The 17,506-nt window shown below is 67.0% G+C and carries 17 protein-coding genes; 10 read left to right on the top strand and 7 right to left on the bottom strand.

Features of this window, described 5'->3' with window-relative positions; all coding sequences use genetic code 11:
• Position 1: 1 nt before the first annotated feature.
• Both DAT37_RS17195 and DAT37_RS17190 read right to left on the bottom strand, forming a co-directional pair.
• Entirely contained in the window at positions 2-460 is a 459-nt protein-coding gene (locus DAT37_RS17195; protein WP_109525779.1) for a nuclear transport factor 2 family protein, read from the bottom strand.
• A 79-nt stretch (positions 461-539) separates the two neighbouring features.
• Positions 540-1,508, bottom strand: coding sequence for an NADP-dependent oxidoreductase (locus DAT37_RS17190; protein WP_232839812.1), 969 nt, complete (start codon positions 1,506-1,508; stop codon positions 540-542).
• 93 nt (positions 1,509-1,601) lie between these two features.
• Between DAT37_RS17190 and DAT37_RS17185 the strand changes: the two genes are divergently transcribed.
• Entirely contained in the window at positions 1,602-2,228 is a 627-nt protein-coding gene (locus DAT37_RS17185; RefSeq protein ID WP_109525778.1) for a TetR/AcrR family transcriptional regulator, read from the top strand.
• A gap of 34 nt (positions 2,229-2,262) precedes the next feature.
• Positions 2,263-2,850 (top strand): hypothetical protein, encoded by a 588-nt coding sequence (locus DAT37_RS17180; RefSeq protein WP_109525777.1) that lies wholly within the window; start codon positions 2,263-2,265, stop codon positions 2,848-2,850.
• A gap of 51 nt (positions 2,851-2,901) precedes the next feature.
• On the opposite strand, the gene DAT37_RS17175 is transcribed toward DAT37_RS17180, so the two are convergent.
• On the bottom strand, positions 2,902-3,864 hold the full coding sequence (locus tag DAT37_RS17175; protein WP_109525776.1) for an aldo/keto reductase: 963 nt from the start codon (positions 3,862-3,864) through the stop codon (positions 2,902-2,904).
• 169 nt (positions 3,865-4,033) lie between these two features.
• Between DAT37_RS17175 and DAT37_RS17170 the strand changes: the two genes are divergently transcribed.
• From DAT37_RS17170 to DAT37_RS17135, 8 genes are all read left to right on the top strand, one after another.
• A complete protein-coding gene (locus DAT37_RS17170) occupies positions 4,034-4,816 on the top strand; it encodes a class I SAM-dependent methyltransferase (RefSeq protein WP_109525775.1) in 783 nt (260 codons plus the stop codon).
• A gap of 276 nt (positions 4,817-5,092) precedes the next feature.
• Complete coding sequence (locus DAT37_RS17165) at positions 5,093-6,205, top strand: ABC transporter substrate-binding protein (protein ID WP_109525774.1); 1,113 nt, start codon at positions 5,093-5,095, stop codon at positions 6,203-6,205.
• A 100-nt stretch (positions 6,206-6,305) separates the two neighbouring features.
• Positions 6,306-7,178, top strand: coding sequence for an ABC transporter ATP-binding protein (locus DAT37_RS17160; protein WP_109525773.1), 873 nt, complete (start codon positions 6,306-6,308; stop codon positions 7,176-7,178).
• On the top strand, positions 7,159-8,016 hold the full coding sequence (locus DAT37_RS17155; protein WP_198654337.1) for an ABC transporter permease: 858 nt from the start codon (positions 7,159-7,161) through the stop codon (positions 8,014-8,016). The genes DAT37_RS17160 and DAT37_RS17155 overlap by 20 nt, the downstream gene beginning before the upstream one ends.
• Positions 8,013-8,960: a MetQ/NlpA family ABC transporter substrate-binding protein gene (locus DAT37_RS17150; protein WP_232839811.1), complete on the top strand. Its 948-nt coding sequence runs from the start codon at positions 8,013-8,015 to the stop codon at positions 8,958-8,960. Before DAT37_RS17155 ends, DAT37_RS17150 begins: the two co-directional genes overlap by 4 nt.
• Positions 8,961-9,115: 155 nt before the next feature.
• Positions 9,116-9,781: a YcnI family copper-binding membrane protein gene (locus DAT37_RS17145; protein WP_232839810.1), complete on the top strand. Its 666-nt coding sequence runs from the start codon at positions 9,116-9,118 to the stop codon at positions 9,779-9,781.
• Positions 9,765-11,348 (top strand): copper resistance CopC/CopD family protein, encoded by a 1,584-nt coding sequence (locus DAT37_RS17140; protein WP_109525771.1) that lies wholly within the window; start codon positions 9,765-9,767, stop codon positions 11,346-11,348. Before DAT37_RS17145 ends, DAT37_RS17140 begins: the two co-directional genes overlap by 17 nt.
• A 150-nt stretch (positions 11,349-11,498) precedes the next feature.
• Entirely contained in the window at positions 11,499-12,443 is a 945-nt protein-coding gene (locus tag DAT37_RS17135) for an undecaprenyl-diphosphate phosphatase (protein WP_109525770.1), read from the top strand.
• Positions 12,444-12,492: 49 nt separating this feature from the next.
• Here DAT37_RS17135 and DAT37_RS17130 read toward each other — a convergent pair whose 3' ends face one another.
• The 4 genes from DAT37_RS17130 to DAT37_RS17115 are packed head-to-tail and all read right to left on the bottom strand — an operon-like array spanning position 12,493 to position 17,505.
• Positions 12,493-13,896, bottom strand: a complete 1,404-nt coding sequence (locus DAT37_RS17130; protein ID WP_109525769.1) for an NtaA/DmoA family FMN-dependent monooxygenase — start codon at positions 13,894-13,896, stop codon at positions 12,493-12,495.
• Positions 13,893-15,377 (bottom strand): MFS transporter, encoded by a 1,485-nt coding sequence (locus tag DAT37_RS17125; RefSeq protein WP_157978518.1) that lies wholly within the window; start codon positions 15,375-15,377, stop codon positions 13,893-13,895. Before DAT37_RS17125 ends, DAT37_RS17130 begins: the two co-directional genes overlap by 4 nt.
• Entirely contained in the window at positions 15,374-16,387 is a 1,014-nt protein-coding gene (locus tag DAT37_RS17120) for an ABC transporter substrate-binding protein (protein ID WP_109525768.1), read from the bottom strand. Before DAT37_RS17120 ends, DAT37_RS17125 begins: the two co-directional genes overlap by 4 nt.
• Positions 16,384-17,505 carry an LLM class flavin-dependent oxidoreductase gene (locus DAT37_RS17115; protein ID WP_198654308.1) on the bottom strand — a complete coding sequence of 374 codons (1,122 nt, stop codon included), beginning with the start codon at positions 17,503-17,505 and terminating at the stop codon, positions 16,384-16,386. Before DAT37_RS17115 ends, DAT37_RS17120 begins: the two co-directional genes overlap by 4 nt.
• Position 17,506 lies beyond the last annotated feature (1 nt).

The raw sequence follows: 17,506 nt of genomic DNA, 5'->3' as shown, positions 1-17,506 counted from the left end.
CTCAGGAGCGCAGTCCGAGGACGGCCGGGTTGCCGTCCGTCCAGACACCTCGGACACTGCGGGATACGAAGCGCCAACCGTCCGGTGTCCGGCGCAGCCGGTCGTCGTAGGTGCCGCCCGCCAGGAAATTGTCGCCGCCCTCCGTGCCGCGACGAATGTGCTGGGCGTGGTAGTAGCAGCTGTGCTCGGCGTCGTCTCCGCGCACGGTGACGACATGGTTGCCGTTCAAATGCTGAGTGGCATCGAGTTTTTCGATGGCATTGCCGATGTAGGCGACGATGGCCGCCGGGCCCTCGTGGCGCTGTTTGCCCGCAGGGTGCTCCCAGTGGGCATCGTCGGCGAACAACGCCGCCAATGCGTCCCAGTCCCGGTTGTCCACCGCCGCGGCGTAGGCGACGGCGAGATCGATGATCGCCGCTCGATCGGTGAAATCCCGCAATTGCGCGGACAGGTCGGTCATCGCGTCCTCTTCCGTATTCCTGGTTCACGAGCGGTTGCCCGGACCATACCGGCGACGGCATACCGCCGCCGCTGATCCGTCAGGCGCCGTCGACCGTCAGGACGATCTTGCCCCGGATATGTCCCGCTTCGGCGCGACGGTGCGCGGCGGCGGCTTCGGCGAGGGGGAACACGCTGTCGACACCGACACGAAGCGCGCCTGCGTCGAACAGTTCCGCCATCTCGGCCAATTGGGCGCCGTGCGAGCGGACCTGGCCCGCGCGCACCGCGATGCCGCGTTCGGTGCCGTAGTCCCCGTAGAACACCGGCATGATCGTTCCGCCGTCGCGCACGACGGCGGTCAGTCGGGACGACCTCGGTCCGCCGACCGAGTCGAAGAGGTAGTCGACATCGCGCGGCCAGTCCTCGACGGGAGTGCTCGTGTAGTCGATGAACCTCTCGACGCCCAATTCGGTCAGGAACGCGCGGTGGCGTCCCGAGGCGACGGCGACGACCGAGGCACCCGCGCGAGCGGCGAGTTGCACGAGAATGTGGCCGACTCCCCCGGCCGCGCCGTTGACCAGGACCGTGTCGCCCGCGCCGACTCCGGTGTGCTCGGTCGAAAACTGGTGCGCGGTCAGCACCACCAGCGGGGCCGCGGCCGCCTGGATGTGGTCCAGCCGAGACGGTTTGCGTGCCAGATCGTCTTCCGGCGCGGTGGCGTATTCGGCGTACGCGCGGCCGCCGTCGTCGCGCGAGGGGAACCGGACCAGTCCGAAGACCTCGTCGCCCACCGCCCATCGGGTGACCCGGTCACCGACCGCGACGACCGTGCCCGAGAGGTCGACGCCGGGAATGAACGGCAGCGTCGGCGGAGTCGGGCGCAACGATTCGGGAATGGCGGCGTATCCGGCGCGCCGGTACAGATCCAGCGGATTCAGGCCCGCCGCGTGGACTCGCACCAGAACATCGCCGGGTCCGGGGTCGGGTCGCGCGACGGTCTGTTCGACCAGAACTTCGGGACCGCCGTACCGCTGGACGAGTACGGCGCGCATGGTGGATACGTTCACCGGTGATCCTGTTCATCGGGGGTGCGCGGTCGAAGGGCCGCCCACATCAGTTAACGGAGCAGTGCTCCGTTTGTCAACGGAAGGGCCGTGTCGATGGATTCGCCTGTCCCGCAACCCGGTCGACCAGCGCGCAGCGATGCCAGGCGCAATCGCGAACACCTGCTCGAGGTCGCCCGCGAAGTGCTGGCCGAAGACGGGACGCAGGCATCGCTGCGCGAGATCGCACGGCGCGCCGGAGTCGGATTGGGCACGCTGTACCGGCACTTCCCGAACCGGGAGGCACTGCTGGACGCATTGCTCCGTCAGCGCTTCGAAGAGCTCACCACGCTGGCCGAAACGCTGGCGCGGACGCACGAACCCCGCGCGGCGCTCGTCGAATGGCTGCGTACCTTTCTCGCCGGAAGCACCACCTACCGCGGCCTCGTCACCGCCATGATCGCCACCATCGACGACGAGTCGTCGGCGCTGCACGCCTCGTGCGCGGCCATGCGGGCCGCCACCGCCGAACTGCTGACACGCGCGCAACGCAGCGGTGAAATACGCGGCGATGTCGATAATCTCGACGTCATAGCGCTCGTCAGCGCGGTCGGTTGGATCGTGGAACAGTCACCCCGGCTCGTCGGCCGGAGCGACCACCTCTACGCGCTGATCATGGACGCGCTCACCGTTTCCCGTGACGACCCCTGGGCCGACCGGCTGTACGGAGCCGACGTGCCATGATCGGCGTCGAACGATGCGGAACGAAGGGGTGCGGATGGATCTGGCGAGACTCGGACAGTTGACCGCCGAGGAGGCACGGCACTACGTCGAACGCTTCGAACCGCGACTGTCGATGCCGGATCCACGGATCGGGATGGACCTCGATCCGGAGGCGCTGTCCAGCGGGTCGACCGCGCATCCCGGCGCGCTGTTGCTGGCAGGCGGGCGGGTCGACATGTTGGTCACACCGCCCGGCGGCGCGTCCTCGGTTTTCGTGGAGGGCGACCTGCGGGTCGACGGGTGCCTGATCAACGACGGGCATCTGCTCGTCGCCGGCGATCTGGTCGCGCGCGACATCTACACCCAGCAGTACCTGGTCGTGCTGGGCGAGGTCCGCGTCGGGCGATACCTCGGTGTCGACGACGGATTCGGGACCAGGATCGTCGGCGATCTGCACGCCGACGACGTCGTCGGATACGCGAACCACCACCTGTCGCTGTTCGGCGCGATGCGCTGCGAGACCTACGTCGACGACGAGGAGCACGGGAGGGAGGCCGTCATCGACGTGCTGGCGCGGTGGGGTGTGCCCGACGCAGGGTACGTCGATCTCGCCGGGGCGCGCGCGGTGTTCAGCGCGCGATGACGAGGTTCGCCGTTGCCGGAACATCGTTCGTCCGGCAACGGCGACAACATCTCAGCTCTCGCGTGTGGTGATGCGGTCGATCTCCGCGAGATCCTCCGGGGTGGGCTGCCACTGTCCCGCTCGGACATTGGCCTCGACCTGTTCGGGCGAGGTGGCGCCCGCGATGACCGAACTCACGGCAGGCTGGGCGGCGAGACCGCCGATGGCGACCTCGAGCAGGGTGATCGACCGTTGCGCCGCGAAATCCTCCAGCTTCTCCAGGACGTCGAAAGTCGCGTCGGTGAGGACCGATTCGCGATTCCACGCGGCGATGCGGCTGCCCGCGGGCGCGGGCACGCCGCGCTTGTACTTGCCGGTGAGAAGTCCACTGGCCAGAGGGAAGAACGGGAGCAGGCCGATCCGGTAGTGCTGCAACGCCGGGACGAGATCGGCCTCGATCCCCCGTTGCAACAGGCTGTACTCGTTCTGCGCGCTGATGAAACGCTCGAGGTTCCTGGTCCTGGCGATCCATTCGGCGTCGGCGGTCTGCCAGCCGCTGAAATTCGAGTGCCCGAGGTAGCGGATCTTGCCCTCGTGCACGAGATCGTCGAGCGCGGACAGGGTTTCCTCGATCGGGGTCTCGGGATCGGGACGGTGGAATTGGTAGAGGTCGATCCAGTCCGTGCGCAGCCTGCGCAACGACTGCTCGACCGCGCGCCGGATGTAGCGTCGCGATCCACGCGCACCCCAGTCCTGGCCGTTGTCCTCGCCGAGCCTGCGCACGTCGTTGCCGAATTTGGTCGCGATCACGACATCGTCGCGCTTGCCCTGGAGGATCTCGCCGATGCGCCGCTCGGACTCGCCGTAGGAATCCGCGGTATCGATCAGATTGATACCGTGATCGAGGGCCGCGTGCACCACCGCCCTGCTCTGCTCGAGATCGAGCTTCATCCCGAAATTGTTGGTCCCGAGACCGACGACCGAGACGGCCAGGCCGGAACTCCCGATACGACGCAGTGAAGACGAGTCACCCATGGTTCTCCTTTGAGCTGCGGGACGGATCGCACGCGGGCACCCGGCGGGGAGCCCCGCTAGACCCTACGGCCTCCCCCCCACCCCGCAGCAGGGTTCGACGCAGCTCGAGCCGTTCCACCACGGCGGCGATCCGCCCGCGCGAGGCACCGTCCTGCCCTACCCTGGTGCCATGCGGGGGGCGCACGACGTACGCGCGCATTTCGACGAGCGCGCCGACGAATACGGCACAGGCGGCTGGCACGCCGACTACGCCGCAGGCCTGGTCGCCGCACTCACGATCGAGGCCACCGACACCGTCGTCGACGCAGGCGCGGGCACCGGTACCGCGAGCACGGCCATCGCCGCACGGCTCGACCCCGAGGGCCGGGTCCTCGCCGTCGACCTCTCCCAGCGCATGCTGCGACACGGACGGTTCGAGACCCGGCCGACCGGTCCCGTGGTGGCGCCCATCGTCGCCGATGCCACGGCGCTTCCGCTATCCGACGCCAGCGTCGATGTCGTCGTCGGCAGCGCGTCGCTGCTCTACATGCCCGTGGCGCGGGCTCTCGGCGAATGGCGCCGGGTGCTGCGGCCGGGTGGTCGGGTCGGGTTCTCCACCATGCGCGAAGGTCATCCCCCGGCCGCACGGCTGTTCCGGCGCCTCGCGCGGGAGTACGGGGTCGAATTGGGCGATGCCGCAGCGGGTTCGGGCAGCGAGACGGCCTGCGTGGCGGCCCTGTCGAGCGCGGGATTCGGCGACGTCGTGATCCATTCCGGCACGGTCCGCATGGGCCGGGCCGATCTCGAACACTCGTGGACCGTGCACGCGCGTCTCCACCGCGAACACCTCCAGGCTCGTCTCGACTCGAATCTGCTGCGCCACTTCGAGTTCGCCTACCGCGCTGCCCTCGATTCGCGACACCTCGACATGGCAGCGGTCGAGGTGCTCTACGCCACCGCCGTCAGGCCCTGACCGGGTCCGCGCGCGGTCGGTCCGGCACCGAGGTCCGACGCGAAAACAATTCCCACCTACAAGGTTTCGCACATCATCATTAAGAGATTCTTCAAATACGGTGCGCCCAGACCTCCGTTCACCATGAATTTATCGGTAGGTAAACCCTGTTGTGCGGCTTACCTTCTGAATCAAAACCATTCCTCGGTAGTGATCGGCCGGGCACAACCGGCGATCGGACCACCGCGAGAGAGGAAACGCCGTGAGCGGCAGAACAACGCATCCGGGAGCGCGAGCATGAGTGTCTTCGGAAGATTGCGCCTGATAAAGAAATTGTCGGCATTATCGGCACTGCTCGTCGCGGCGCCGGTGCTGCTGGCGGGATGCGGTAGCGGCAAAGAGGAAGGGGTGGTGTACTTCCGCTTCGCAAACTCGCCCACCGCTCTGTCACTCGTCAGGATCGCGGAAGAATTGGGCTACTGGGACAACGCCGGTGTTCGGCCGGAATACGTCGGGCCCGCCACCGCGGTGCCCGCGGTGCAATTGCTGGACCAGGGCAAGATCGATATCGCGACCGGGATGTTCAACAACGACATCGACGGCAAGGTGAAGGGTTTCAAATTCACCGCCATCGCGTCCAGCATGCTCGACCTGCCGAAGGAGCCGCATATGGCCTACTTCACCAAGGCGGGCTCGAACATCACCAAGGACAACCTGAAGGCCCTCGAGGGTAAAACGGTGGGCGTCAACGGCTTCAACAGCTGTGTCGACCTGGTCATCAAGCGGTATCTGAAGAACAACGGCGTCGACGTGGCCCGGGTCAACTTCCTCGAACTCAAGCCCGAACTCATCGCCCCCGCGATCGAACGGGGCGAGGTCGACCTCGGCGTCTTCCACCCACCGCTGGTCGGTGTGTTGCTCAGCAAGCCGGACAAGTTCACCCAGGCCTTCACCTCCTACGACGACTGGGGGCCGCTCGGCGGCCAAGCCCCGTATGTCGCGAGCAACGCGTGGTTGCAGAAGAATCCGCAGGCCGCGCGTGAATTCGTCGGCATCATCGCGAAGACGGCGAACTGGGCCAACGCCCATCCCAAGGAGTCGGCGGAGATCGCGGGCAAGACCACCGGCTACCCGGTCGAGCAGACAACCAACTGGCACTACGCGCCCAACGCGCTGCTCGACAAGGCCAGCCTGCAACTCTGGTGGGACCTCGTGGAAGAGGTGGGCACTCCGCTGCCGGGCTCGGAGCACCTGAAGCCGGAGGACATCGCGACCAACGCCTTCAATCCCTACGCCAAGACGGCCGATCTCCTGGAAACCCAGGATCACAACACGGTGATCCTCGATCAGGAACAGAACGACCGGGTGCTCGAGACCAAGCTCGTCGACATCCAGGGCGTCGAAGAGTGATTCGACGCGCTCGCCACTGAACGCGAAACACCTGTTTCCGCCGGGCCCGGCTCGATTCCGGGCCCGGCGTCATCATCCACCCAGAGAAAAGTCGATTGACATGAGTCAGCAAGTGCTCGTCGAGCAACGAGAAACGGATGCGGGACCCAGCCTCCGACCCCCGGCACGCACGGACTGGAAGATCGAGGCCAAACGCGTCACCAAACTCTTTCCGAAGACCGGATGGAGGTCGGGCGGGGAAGCCACCGCGGTGCTCGACGGATTCGACCTCAGGATCGGCGCGGGCGAATTCGTCTCCCTGCTCGGTCCGAGCGGCTGCGGCAAGTCCACGTTCCTCAACGTCCTCGCCGGTCTCGAGTCCTACAACGGAGGCGCCGTCCTCATCGACGGCAAGCGGGTCGAGGGCGTCAACAAGAACGTCGGCGTCGTGTTCCAGGGTTATGCCCTGTTCCCGTGGTTGACGGCACAGCGAAATGTCGAGGTGGGACTGAAGATTCGCGGCGTCCCGAAGGCCGAGCGCAGGGAGCGGGCGGCGAAGGTGCTCAAGACGGTGGGGCTGGAATCCGCCGCCGATCGACTGCCACACCAACTCTCCGGCGGTATGCGCCAGCGGGTCGCGATCGCTCGAGTTCTCGCCTACGAGCCCGAGGTGCTGGTATTCGACGAGCCCTTCGCGGCCCTGGACGCGCAGACCCGCGAATTCCTCCAGGGCGAACTGCTGCGCATCTGGGAAGCCGGTGAGACCAAGAAGACGGTCCTGTTCGTCACCCACTCGATCGACGAGGCCATCTTCCTGTCCGATCGCATCGCGGTCATGACGCGGGCACCGGGCACGGTGAAGGCACTGATCGATGTGGACCTGCCACGTCCACGCGACCTCGAGACCCGTAGTTCCGAGGATTTCGTCCACATCCGCTCCCGAGTCGCGCGGATCCTCGAAGAGGAGGTGCGCCTTGGCAACGACGATCACTGAGCCCCCGCTCGGCGGAGACCGCCTGCACGACGAGGATCTCGTCCCACCCAAGGCGCCCAACCCGTGGCTCGCGAAATACGGCAGGGTCGTCTACGGGGCTGTCGGCCTCGTCTTCTTCCTGGCCCTGTGGTGGTGGGTGGTCGACTCCGGTTCCGTCAGCGACCTCTACCTGTCGACACCGCAGGACACCGTCCGAGCGTTCATCGACGGCCTCGCCGACGGAACATTGCGGTCCGAGGTCCTGCCCAGTGTGCAGCGGGCGTTGCTCGGATTCGTGATCGCCCTGGTCACGGGTATCGCCCTGGGCATCTTCGTGGGTTCGTTCCCGATCTTCCAGCGGCTCGCCGAACCCGTCCTGCTGTTCTTCCGCAACCTCTCGCTGCTGGCACTGCTGCCCGTCTTCGTCGTCTTCCTCGGAATCGGCGAGGAATCGAAGGTCGCGATCGTGGTGTGGGCGTGCTTCTGGCCCATCTTCATCAACGCGGTCGGCGCGGTCGGCGGGGTCGAGCGCCTACTGATCAACGCGGCGCGGACCCTCGGCGCGGGGCGCGGGTACATCTTCACCCGTGTCGTCCTTCCCGCGGCGATCCCGGCGATCTTCCCCGGCATCCGGTTGGCGGCGGCCAACGCGTTCACCGCGCTCGTCGCGGCCGAACTGGTCGGTGGCGCGCACGGAATCGGCATCTACATCAACAATGCCGCGCTGCGGTATCAGACCCCGCAGATGTACGCGGGAATCCTCGCGCTGGGCCTGATCGGCATCCTGGTCAACGCGGTGATGACGGTCGCCGAATGGCGTCTGACGTCCTGGCAACGCGGTCTGACGAACAAGTCATGAATCCGCTGGGGCGACAGAGGATTCGCGGCCGTCGCGGCTTCCTCGCGGCGGCGGCGTTCACCCTGGTGATGGCGACAGGCGTGCTGGGTTGCGGATCGGAGACGACGACGGTCGCCTACGATTCCGCGGCCGACGGGGACGCACTCGTCGTCTACGTGGGGGCGGGAGACGATCGGGAGATCCTGGAGTACGCGGTCGAGAATATTCTGCCGGATTCGGTGAAGGTGAAACTGGTCGACGCGTCCGAGGATTCGAATTCGAAGGTCGCGGCGGGCGACGGTGACCTTTCCTACTACCAGCACATCCCCGCGTTCGAGGCCGACAAGGAAAAGAATTCGTTCGACAATCTGAGTGTCGTCTCCAAGGTCAATGTGGTGCCCTACGCGCTGTATTCATCCAAATGGAAAGATGTCGCGTCGACCGAGGACTGGGTGAACGTGGGACTGGTGGCGGATCAGGTCACCGGAAAAAGTCTCCCGCACGGCTCGCAGGTCGTTCTGCCCGCCACTCCGACCGGTTTCGCGCGCGGACTCTATCTGTTGCAGAGTTCGGGATTGGTGAAACTCGATCGCCCGTTCGGCGGCACGTCTGCGGCGGATCTCACGATCACCCAGGCGAACGTGCTGGATTCGCTGCGACACCTCACCCTGCTCGGGCTCGATTACGGCGAATACCTCGAGTCCATCTACCGCAACTACGACGCGGTCGTGCTCAGCCCCAAGCACGCCGCATCGATCGGCCTCGATCCGGCCGAGGACGCGCTCGCCATCGAACCCGGCCGGGACAACCCCTACACCCACGTACTCGTCGCGCCGTCCCGGCTGGCCGGCGATCAACGGGTTCTCGAACTGACGCACGCCCTGGAAACCCCCGAGCTGGCGCAGTTCCTGGAGACGAAGTACCACGGCACGAATATTCCCGCGACCGCGGGAACCAGCAGATGACCCCCGCTTCGGCCGCGCCTGTCGGCCGATATCCATCGAACGATTTCAGAAGGACGACCATGGTCGACAGCGACTCCCGCGGACAACGAGCACCCGCGCGGAAGCATTTCCCCCGGCGGTCGGTTGCCGTTGCTCTCGCGTCGGTTCTCGCGGCCGTGGCTTTCGCGGCCCCCGCCGCCGCCCATGTCCGCTCCGACGGCACACCGGTCACGCAGGGCGGCTACGGAATCGTGCGTTTGATCGTGCCCGGCGAGTCGGAGCGCGCCGCGACGGTCGCCCTCACCGTGACGATTCCGGAGGGTGTCGACCTGAAATCCGCGAGGACACTGCCTATTCCGGGCTGGACCGCGACAGTCGAACGCCAGAAGGTGGGCAGTGCCGAGCGAGTGTCGCGGATCGTGTGGACCGCGACCGACCCGGCGAACGGGTTCGGCAACACCGAATACCGGGAGTTCTCCTTCTCCGGTGGCCCGTGGCCCAAGGGCAAGGATTCGGTGGCGCTGCCATCGGATCAGCGCTACAGCGACGGCTCGGTGGTGTCGTGGAACGAGGTGGCGGTCGACAAGGCCAGCGAGCCCGAGCATCCGGCCCCGATCGTGACGCTGAACGCGGCGGCCGATGGACACGGCCACGACGGCGGGCACGGCGAGTCCGCCACGGCGGCCGGGGCGAGTCATCACGACGACACGGCGGCCCCCGGCGCGAACGAGTCGTCGGATGGGCTGTGGCATTCGATTTCGGTGATCGGCCTCCTTCTCGCTCTCGCCGCCTCGGTCGCGGTCGCGTGGGTGTTGCGGCGGGACCGTGTCACGGGTTCGTAGCGTCCTGCCGTGGTTGTTCGTATTCCTCGTCGTCACAGCGAGTTCGATGTGGGCGGCCGGTGCCGCGTCGGCGCATGCCGGGCTCGAATCGACGTCCCCCGCCAATGGCACCCATACCGACAAGTCGCCCGGTGAACTCCTGCTACGACTCAACGAGCCGGTCACCCTGGTCGAGGGTTCGGCGCAGCTGATCGACAGCGGCGGAGAGAGATGCGGTCTCGCGGACGTGCGGCTCGACGACGGCCAGCGCAGTGTCGTCCTGGTTCCGGCCGATGTCGTGCCGGACGGGGCCTACCTGGCCACCGCGCGCGTCGTTTCGGCGGATACCCACGTGGTCTCGCTCTCGATCCAGTTCACCGTGGGATCGGTCACCGAACAGGGGCAGTTCTCCGACGACACCGCCGCCGGGTTCGAGCAGTATCTGAACTATCCGAGCAAGGGGATCAGCTATCTCGGACTGGTCATGTCGGCGGGGCTGTTCGCCTCGGCGCGGTGGGTATGGCCGACGGCGACGGGTCTGCGCCGATTCCGGGTGACCTATCGCGTCGGCGCCGGATTAGCGATCGTCGGCCTCCTATCCCGTTTCGCGGTACTCGCGGCACAGCAGTCCGGCGGACTCTCGCAGGTGTCGGCGTCGAGCGCGCGGACCCTGCTCGCCACACCGCACGGGCTCGCGACGGCCGTCGCGGTGACACTCTCGGCCGCCGCCCTCGCACCGCCGGGCCGTCGGCACACGCCGCTTCTGGTGGCGCAAGCGATCGCGGCGGTACTCGCGGTATCGCTGGGGGGCCACGGCGGCTCCGTGCAGGGTTGGCCGTGGTCGTTCCTCGGCACGGTGATTCACGTGTACGGGATCACCGTCTGGCTGGGCGGTGTCGCCGTGATCGTCCTGGTGCACCGCGGCGTGCCCGAGCTTCGACGATGGCACGCGGTCGCCGTCGCGCACGTGGCTGTCGCGGTCGCCGGCGGACTGCTGCTGACCTTCCTTCAGGTGCGGCCCCTGGCCGCGCTCCTCGAGACGACATACGGTCTCGTCCTGGTCGGCAAGGTCCTCGGCGCGACGGTCGTCGCCGGGCTCGGATACGGCGCCTACCGACGCTCGCGTCGCGTCGGCGCGGACACCGGGGCGCCGCGCCTCGTCGCCCTGGAGACCGGGCTGGCGGTCGCCGTGCTGGCGGCGACCTCGGTACTGACGACGTTACCCCCGGCCAAGGACACCTACACCACCGACCTCGCGACCACGCTCGACTTCGGATCCGCCGAAATCCTGCACGTCGATATCGATTCCGTTCGCCGCGGCCCGCAGCGGCTCACCATCGAGCATCCGAGGGCGAACACCACCGCACGCCGGGGCGACTCGCCCGCCGTCAGCGTCGACCTGTCGTCCGCGTCCGCCAATGTCGCCCGCCTGCCGGTCAGATTGACCGATGCCGTCGAGGACAACGGAACCCTGGTGTGGCGCAGCGACCAACTCATCGTCCCCGCCCCGGGCGAATGGAAAGTCACCGTCCGATTCGACGGTGGACACGGCCCGAAGTTGGCGTCGTTCTACTACCGGGCGTTGTAGGCCGAAAACTCGCGTCCGGCTCGCAGGGCAGCCGCATCTCCCCTGCGGCATCGGCGCGAATCGGACGAAAGTCGCTGCGGTAGCAACGATTCGGGCATATAGGACCCGGTCGGGGTCGATCCGGGAATCCGTTGCGCGCATGCGAGACTCATCGCGATGCTCACCTACTTCCAAGCGACTGTCATCGGTGCGGTGCAGGGTGTCACCGAACTGTTTCCCATCTCCAGTCTCGGACATTCGGTACTGGTCGCGGCGTGGCTCGGCGGTGATTGGCAGGAGTTGGTCACCGAGGGCGAGTCGACCACGCGCACACCGTATCTGGCGTTCGTGGTGGCATTGCACGTGGGAACGGCGGTGGCGCTGCTCGGACACTACCGGCGGGATTGGCTCGCCATCGTGACCGGTCTGGTCACCACGATACGAACCGGGCGGCTCGACACCGTGTCGCAACGGCTGGCGATATTGATCCTCATCGCCACCGTTCCCGTCGCCGTACTCGGTCCGCTACTGCAACATCCGCTGCACGCGCTCTTCGCCGCACCGGTATGCGCCGCGACCTTCCTGGTGTGCAACGGTGTCGTGCTCGTCATCGGCGAGGCCCTGCGCCGACGTAACGAACCGTCGCTGGCCGAATACGGGCGACGGTTCGCCCGGCGGCAGAACCACGCCGGTGCCCGCACGGCGACAGCGCCACCGCGACGCCAGGCCGACCGGCCTTTGGCCGCCCTCGGATTCGGCGACGCCTTCGGCATCGGCGCGGCACAGGTCGGCGCGCTGCTGACCGGGTTCAGCCGCGCGGGCCTGACCATGGTCGGCGGTCTGTGGCGCGGTCTCGAACACGAACACGCGGCCAAATTCGCCTTTCTGCTGGCGACCCCCGCGATCCTGGGCGCGGGCGTATTGCAGATTCCGGAACTGATCGGCCCCGAGACCGCGGGTATCCGGGGGCCGGTGCTGGTCGGGGCCGTCGTCTCCGGACTGTCCTCGTGGCTGGCCGTGCGGTTCCTGGAGCGATACTTCCAGACCCGCACGCTGCTGCCCTTCGCCGCGTACTGCGTGGTCGTCGGGGCCTTCTCGATCATCCGATTCGCTTGATACATCGGCTTTCACGCCCGCACGGCAGCACGGACCGGGCCGACGCCGGTCAGGGTGCGGCGGGCAGGCCGAGATGGTCGCGCAGCGTCGAGGTGGTGTATTCGGTGCGGAAAATACCGCGCCGTTGCAGTTCGGGGACGACGAGATCGACGAACGCTTCGAGCGGGTACTCGGAGTAGGGAGGGAACACTTTGACACCGTCGATCTCGCGGTCTTCGAATCGCTGCTCGATCCAGTCGGCGACCTCGCGACCGCCGCCGACGACCGGCGCCTGGTTCCCGGGGAAATTCGCGATGTAGTTGAACAGGTCGCGGAAGGTGACCGCTTCGTCGCCGCCGTAGGCCTCCAGCGCCAGTTCGACGGCCCACAGCTTGTTGCCGGTATAGCGATCGATGGTCCAGGTGTTGCCCGCGGCGGCCAGGTCATCGGCGCCGGTGAGGGTCGGGCGCAGCGCCGAGGGGTCGATGACGTCGAGCACCCGCTCGGTGGGTTTTACCGAGGACAGATCGATGCCGACGAAATCGGAGACGGCGTGGGGCAGGTATTCGTCGGTCGTGAATCGTTGGATCTCACGGTATTTGGCGCGCGCTTCCCGGGTGGTGTCGGCGACGAAGAAGGTGAAGCCGGGCAGGATGAACTGGTGTTCGGGGTCACGGCCGTGAGCGGCCAAGCGGCCCTTGATGTCGTCGTAGTATCGACGGTTCCATTCCGGGCCGCGATACGGACTGAACCGGATGTCGGCGTATCTGGCGCCGTATTCGAAGGAGCGCTCGGAGGTCCCCGCGTGGATCAACGGAATACGGCCCTGCGGCGGTGGCGGCACGTTCAGCGGTCCTCGTACCGAGAAGAATTTGCCTTCGTGGTCGATCCGGTGGCCCTTGGCCGGGTCGAGGAAGCGGCCCGTCGCGCGGTCGTCGAGTAACCAGTCGGGCTCCCAGCTGCCGAGCAGGGCGTAGACGACGTCGGTGAATTCGTCGGCCCAGTCGTACTTGTCCTCGGTATCCGGATGGGCCGAGCGACTGAAATTGGCCGCGGCCTCGTGGGATCCGGCGACCCCGGTGATGACGTTGAGTCCCGCCCTGCCATGGGTGAGGTGATCGAGGGAGGCGATGGCGCGCGCGGTGTTGTACGGATCGGAGTAGGTGGCGTTGATCGTCACCACCACGCCGATGCGCTCGGTGATCGCGGCCGCGTATCCGGCGAGCGTGTAACCCTCGATCTTGAAGGTCTCGTTGCCGTTGGCCCTGGTGGAGTGCGGGTCGCTCTTGACCGAGTTGCCGATGAAGAAGTAGTCGAACAGTCCGCGTTCGGCGGTGCGGATGGATTTCGCCAGCAGCGCCGCGTCGGTGGTGCCGCTGTTGACCGCCTCGGGCAGTCGCCACGCGGTGCGGTGGTGGCCCGTGGGCCAGATCGAATAGCCGATCTTGAGTTGTCGGCGTTCGGAGGTGGTCATGGATGGATCTCCTTCACGGGGAGGACGGATGTGCGGCGCTGCCGCAGGTCGGCGACGGCCACGAGCAGCGCGAGGACCATGAACGAGCCGACCACCGCGATGCCACCGAGGAACGCGGAGCGAACGCCGCCCGAACCGTCGCCTTCGGGCAACAGCGCGAAATACACCGCGCCGCAGGCCGCTACGCCCACCGAGTTCCCGACGCGCTGGCCGAGTTGGGTCAGGGCGCTGGCCGTGCCGCCGAGTTCGGGGGCGACCCGTTCGAGGCTCAGTGCCTGATTCGGCGACACCACCAATCCGGCGCCCGCGCCCGCGATCAATTGCGTCACCGGGACCAGGAATGCGATGAGGTGTATCGGCGCAACGGCCCCGATACAGGCGGTGGCGCCGAGACCGAGCAGGGTGACCGCGATTCCGAGGACGACCACGCCGCGCCCGCGCAGAGGTACGTTGCGGGCGCCGAACCACGAGGTGAATCCGGCCGCGATGGCGAAGGTGACATTGGCCAGTCCCGAAGCCAGCGGCGACAGTCCGACACCGTCCTGAAGGAACAGGGTGATGACGAGGACGACACCGAGATTGGCGGCGAACCAGCAGGCCGCGATCGCTATTCCGTTGTGGTAGGTCGATTCCCGGATCAGGCGTGGTTCGATCAGCGGTGGGCGTGCACGCGAGGCCGCCGCTCGTTCCCAGTACACGAAGGCCGTCGTGAGGATCAGCGCCGGGATCAGCGCGAGCCAACGCGCGGCGGGGTCGTCGTCACCGCCGGTGGTGATGACGAACGGATACAGCGTGCACACCAGGGCGAGCGCGAACAGCAGCAGTCCGATCGGATCGATGCCGCGCCTTTGCGTCACCGTCGCCGCGGCTCCCCGCGGGGCGAAGCGCAGGACAGCGAACAGCGCGACGAGTCCGAGCGGGATATTCATCCAGAACACCGCTCGCCAACTGTCGGAGCCGTGCCACAGCGCCATGAGCGCACCGCCCAGGACCGGCCCGAGCGCGATCGAGGCGTTGACGGTCGCGCCGTAGAGTCCGAAGCCGCGGCCGCGATCGGCACCGGCGAGGGTGGCGTGCATGGTGCCCAGGACCTGCGGCATCAGCATTCCCGCCGCGACGCCCTGTACGGCGCGCGCGATGACCAGCATCCGCACGTCGACCGCGAGCGCGCACCCGACACCGGCCGCGAGGTAGATCACCAGGGCCACGATCATCAGGAGTTTGCGACTGCGGATATCACCGAGTCGTCCGGCCGGGACCAGGGTCAGGGCGTAGGTGACGATGTAGGCGCCGACGACCAGTTGCATGCCGGTGGCGTCGGCGTGCAGATCGCGCCCGATCGACGGTAGCGCCACATTCACCTTGGACAGGTCCAGGATGGTGAGTCCGGCCAGCGCCGCGCACAGGACGATAATGTCCCAGCGCGGCGCGGCCTTCGCGACGGACGGGTCGGCCGACAGGTTGCTTCCGGTGAGGGTCACGAGGCCGAGGGCAGGACGTGTCCGCTCAGGGCGACGCCGCCGGGTACCTGGTCGGGAGCGACCGCCGCGCCCTTGTCGATCCATTCCTGGGTGGCGACGAGGTCGACGGGAGCATCGATGTAGCGGGCGATCGTGGCGAAGGCGAGATTGTCGAGCTTCTTCTGATCACCGCCCGCGGTGGCGCGGTAGTCGATCTTGTTGTACTGCGCGGAGAGATCGCTGCGTTCATCGACGCTCGCGGCGTTGTACCAGGCCGCGAAGGCGCGGTAGCCGTCGGCGAAGCGTTGTGCGGCATCGGCATTGCGCTCGCCCCACTTCTTCGAGGTCCACCAGCCCGCCTGCATCGCCTTGGGATTCTGGAAAGCGGAGGTGTCCGGGTTGCCGACCGTCCGGAAACGGTGCCCGACACCGTCGTTGAGATAGGCGACCTGGTAACCGAGGGTCTGGATGGCGTCGACCGCCCCGTTGGCCAACGCCTCGGGCAGCGCGTTGCTCTGACGGATGACGTTGAATTTCACCGAAGCCGGGTCGATGCGGTTCTGTTCGAAGAAGCCGTTGGCGAACACCCGGAAGAAGGGCACACCGCCGATCCCGAGGCTCTTGCCGACCAGGTCTCGTGGTTCCCGGATGTCACTGTCGGCGCGAACCAGATAGCTGACCGCCGGACTGGTGTGGTTGGCGCCCGCGACGAGTTCGATATCGAAGCCGTTGCTGATGGCGTTGACCGCGGCGAAGGTGTCCGCGTAGGCGATATCGGCGCTGCCGCCCTGCACCGCGGCGATCGTCTCGGTGCCGGTGGCCAGCGTGCTGATCTGCACGGTGAGGTTCTGGGCCTGGAAGTAGTTCTTCGCCGCGGCGATCTCGGCACTGGTGGTGCCGGTGGTGACCGCGACGCGGATGTTGTCGCCGGAAGAACCGCTCTCGTCCGAGGAGCAGGAGGTCAGTGCCGCGGCCAGCAGTCCGGCCAGCGCGACGGTGACGACGCGACGCGCGCCTTTCGTGATTCTCATAGTGTGTCTGCTCCAACTGCGGTGTCGTGGATATCGAAGGAGGGAATACGGGTTTCGTCGGAGGCCAACGCGGCCCGGACGAGCGGGACCACCTCGGTGGCCAGGAGTTCGATGGTGCGCACCTGCGTGTCGTGCGGGACAGCGCGCCAATCGATTTGGAATATGTGCCGGTCGTGGCCGAGTACTCGGTACTGGTGGACGATCTTCGCCGCCACCTGTTCCGGATCGCCCGCGAAGATCCCGCTGCCGGGATCGGCGAGCAACTCGTCGTACCGAGCGCGGGTCGGTGCCGGTTTGCCGCGGTTGGCGCGCATGCCTGCGATGTAGTCGCGGTAGTGGGGGAAGAATTCGTCACGGGCGCGGCGGCTGTCGTCGTCGATGATGCCGTGCCCGCCGATGGCGACCCGCAGTCGCGAGGCGGGCCATCCGTGTTCGAGTCCGTCCGCTCGATACCGCGCGACCAACGGTCGCAATGCCGTGAGATCGCCTCCGGTGGCGGCGGTTTGGACCGAGAGCCCGAGCCGGGCCGCGCGGTGGAACGACTCCGAGGACGGTCCGGTTGCCTGCCAGATGCTCAGATGGCCTTCGGTCGCGCGCGGCCATACCTCGGCGTCGTCGATCGGTGGGCGACTGGAACCGGTGAAGGTGATCCGCTCGCGCGCGTCGATGGCGGTGAGCAGTGCCAGTTTCTCGGCGAACACCGCGGCCTTGTCCTCGAGCGTGCCGCCGAACAGCGCGAACGGTTCGACGAAGACTCCGCTGCCGACGCCGAGTTCGGCGCGGCCACCCGAGATCAGATCGAGTGTGGCGAACTGCTCGTACAGGCGCACCGGATCTTCGGTGGTCAGGACCGTGGTCGCGGTGCCGAGGTGGATACGCTCGGTGGTCGAGGCCGCCGCGGCGAGCACCGTCGAACAGGCGCTGATCGAGAAATCCGAGCGATGATGTTCTCCGACACCGAAATAGTCGAGTCCGAGCCGATCCGCGAGGCGAATTCGTTCGAGGACGTGCGCGAGATTCTCGCCCGGTGCTTGCCGCACACCGGTCACCGGGTGCGGGTAGGTGTCACCGAAGCTGAATATCCCGAATTCCAGCTGTGGTGGGCGGGATTCGGTCATG

Origin of the sequence: Nocardia aurea, assembly GCF_003123685.1 — a bacterium.
GTDB lineage: Bacteria > Actinomycetota > Actinomycetes > Mycobacteriales > Mycobacteriaceae > Nocardia > Nocardia aurea.
Note: the sequence above shows the minus strand (reverse complement) of the source record. Positions and strands in the feature narration are given on the sequence as shown.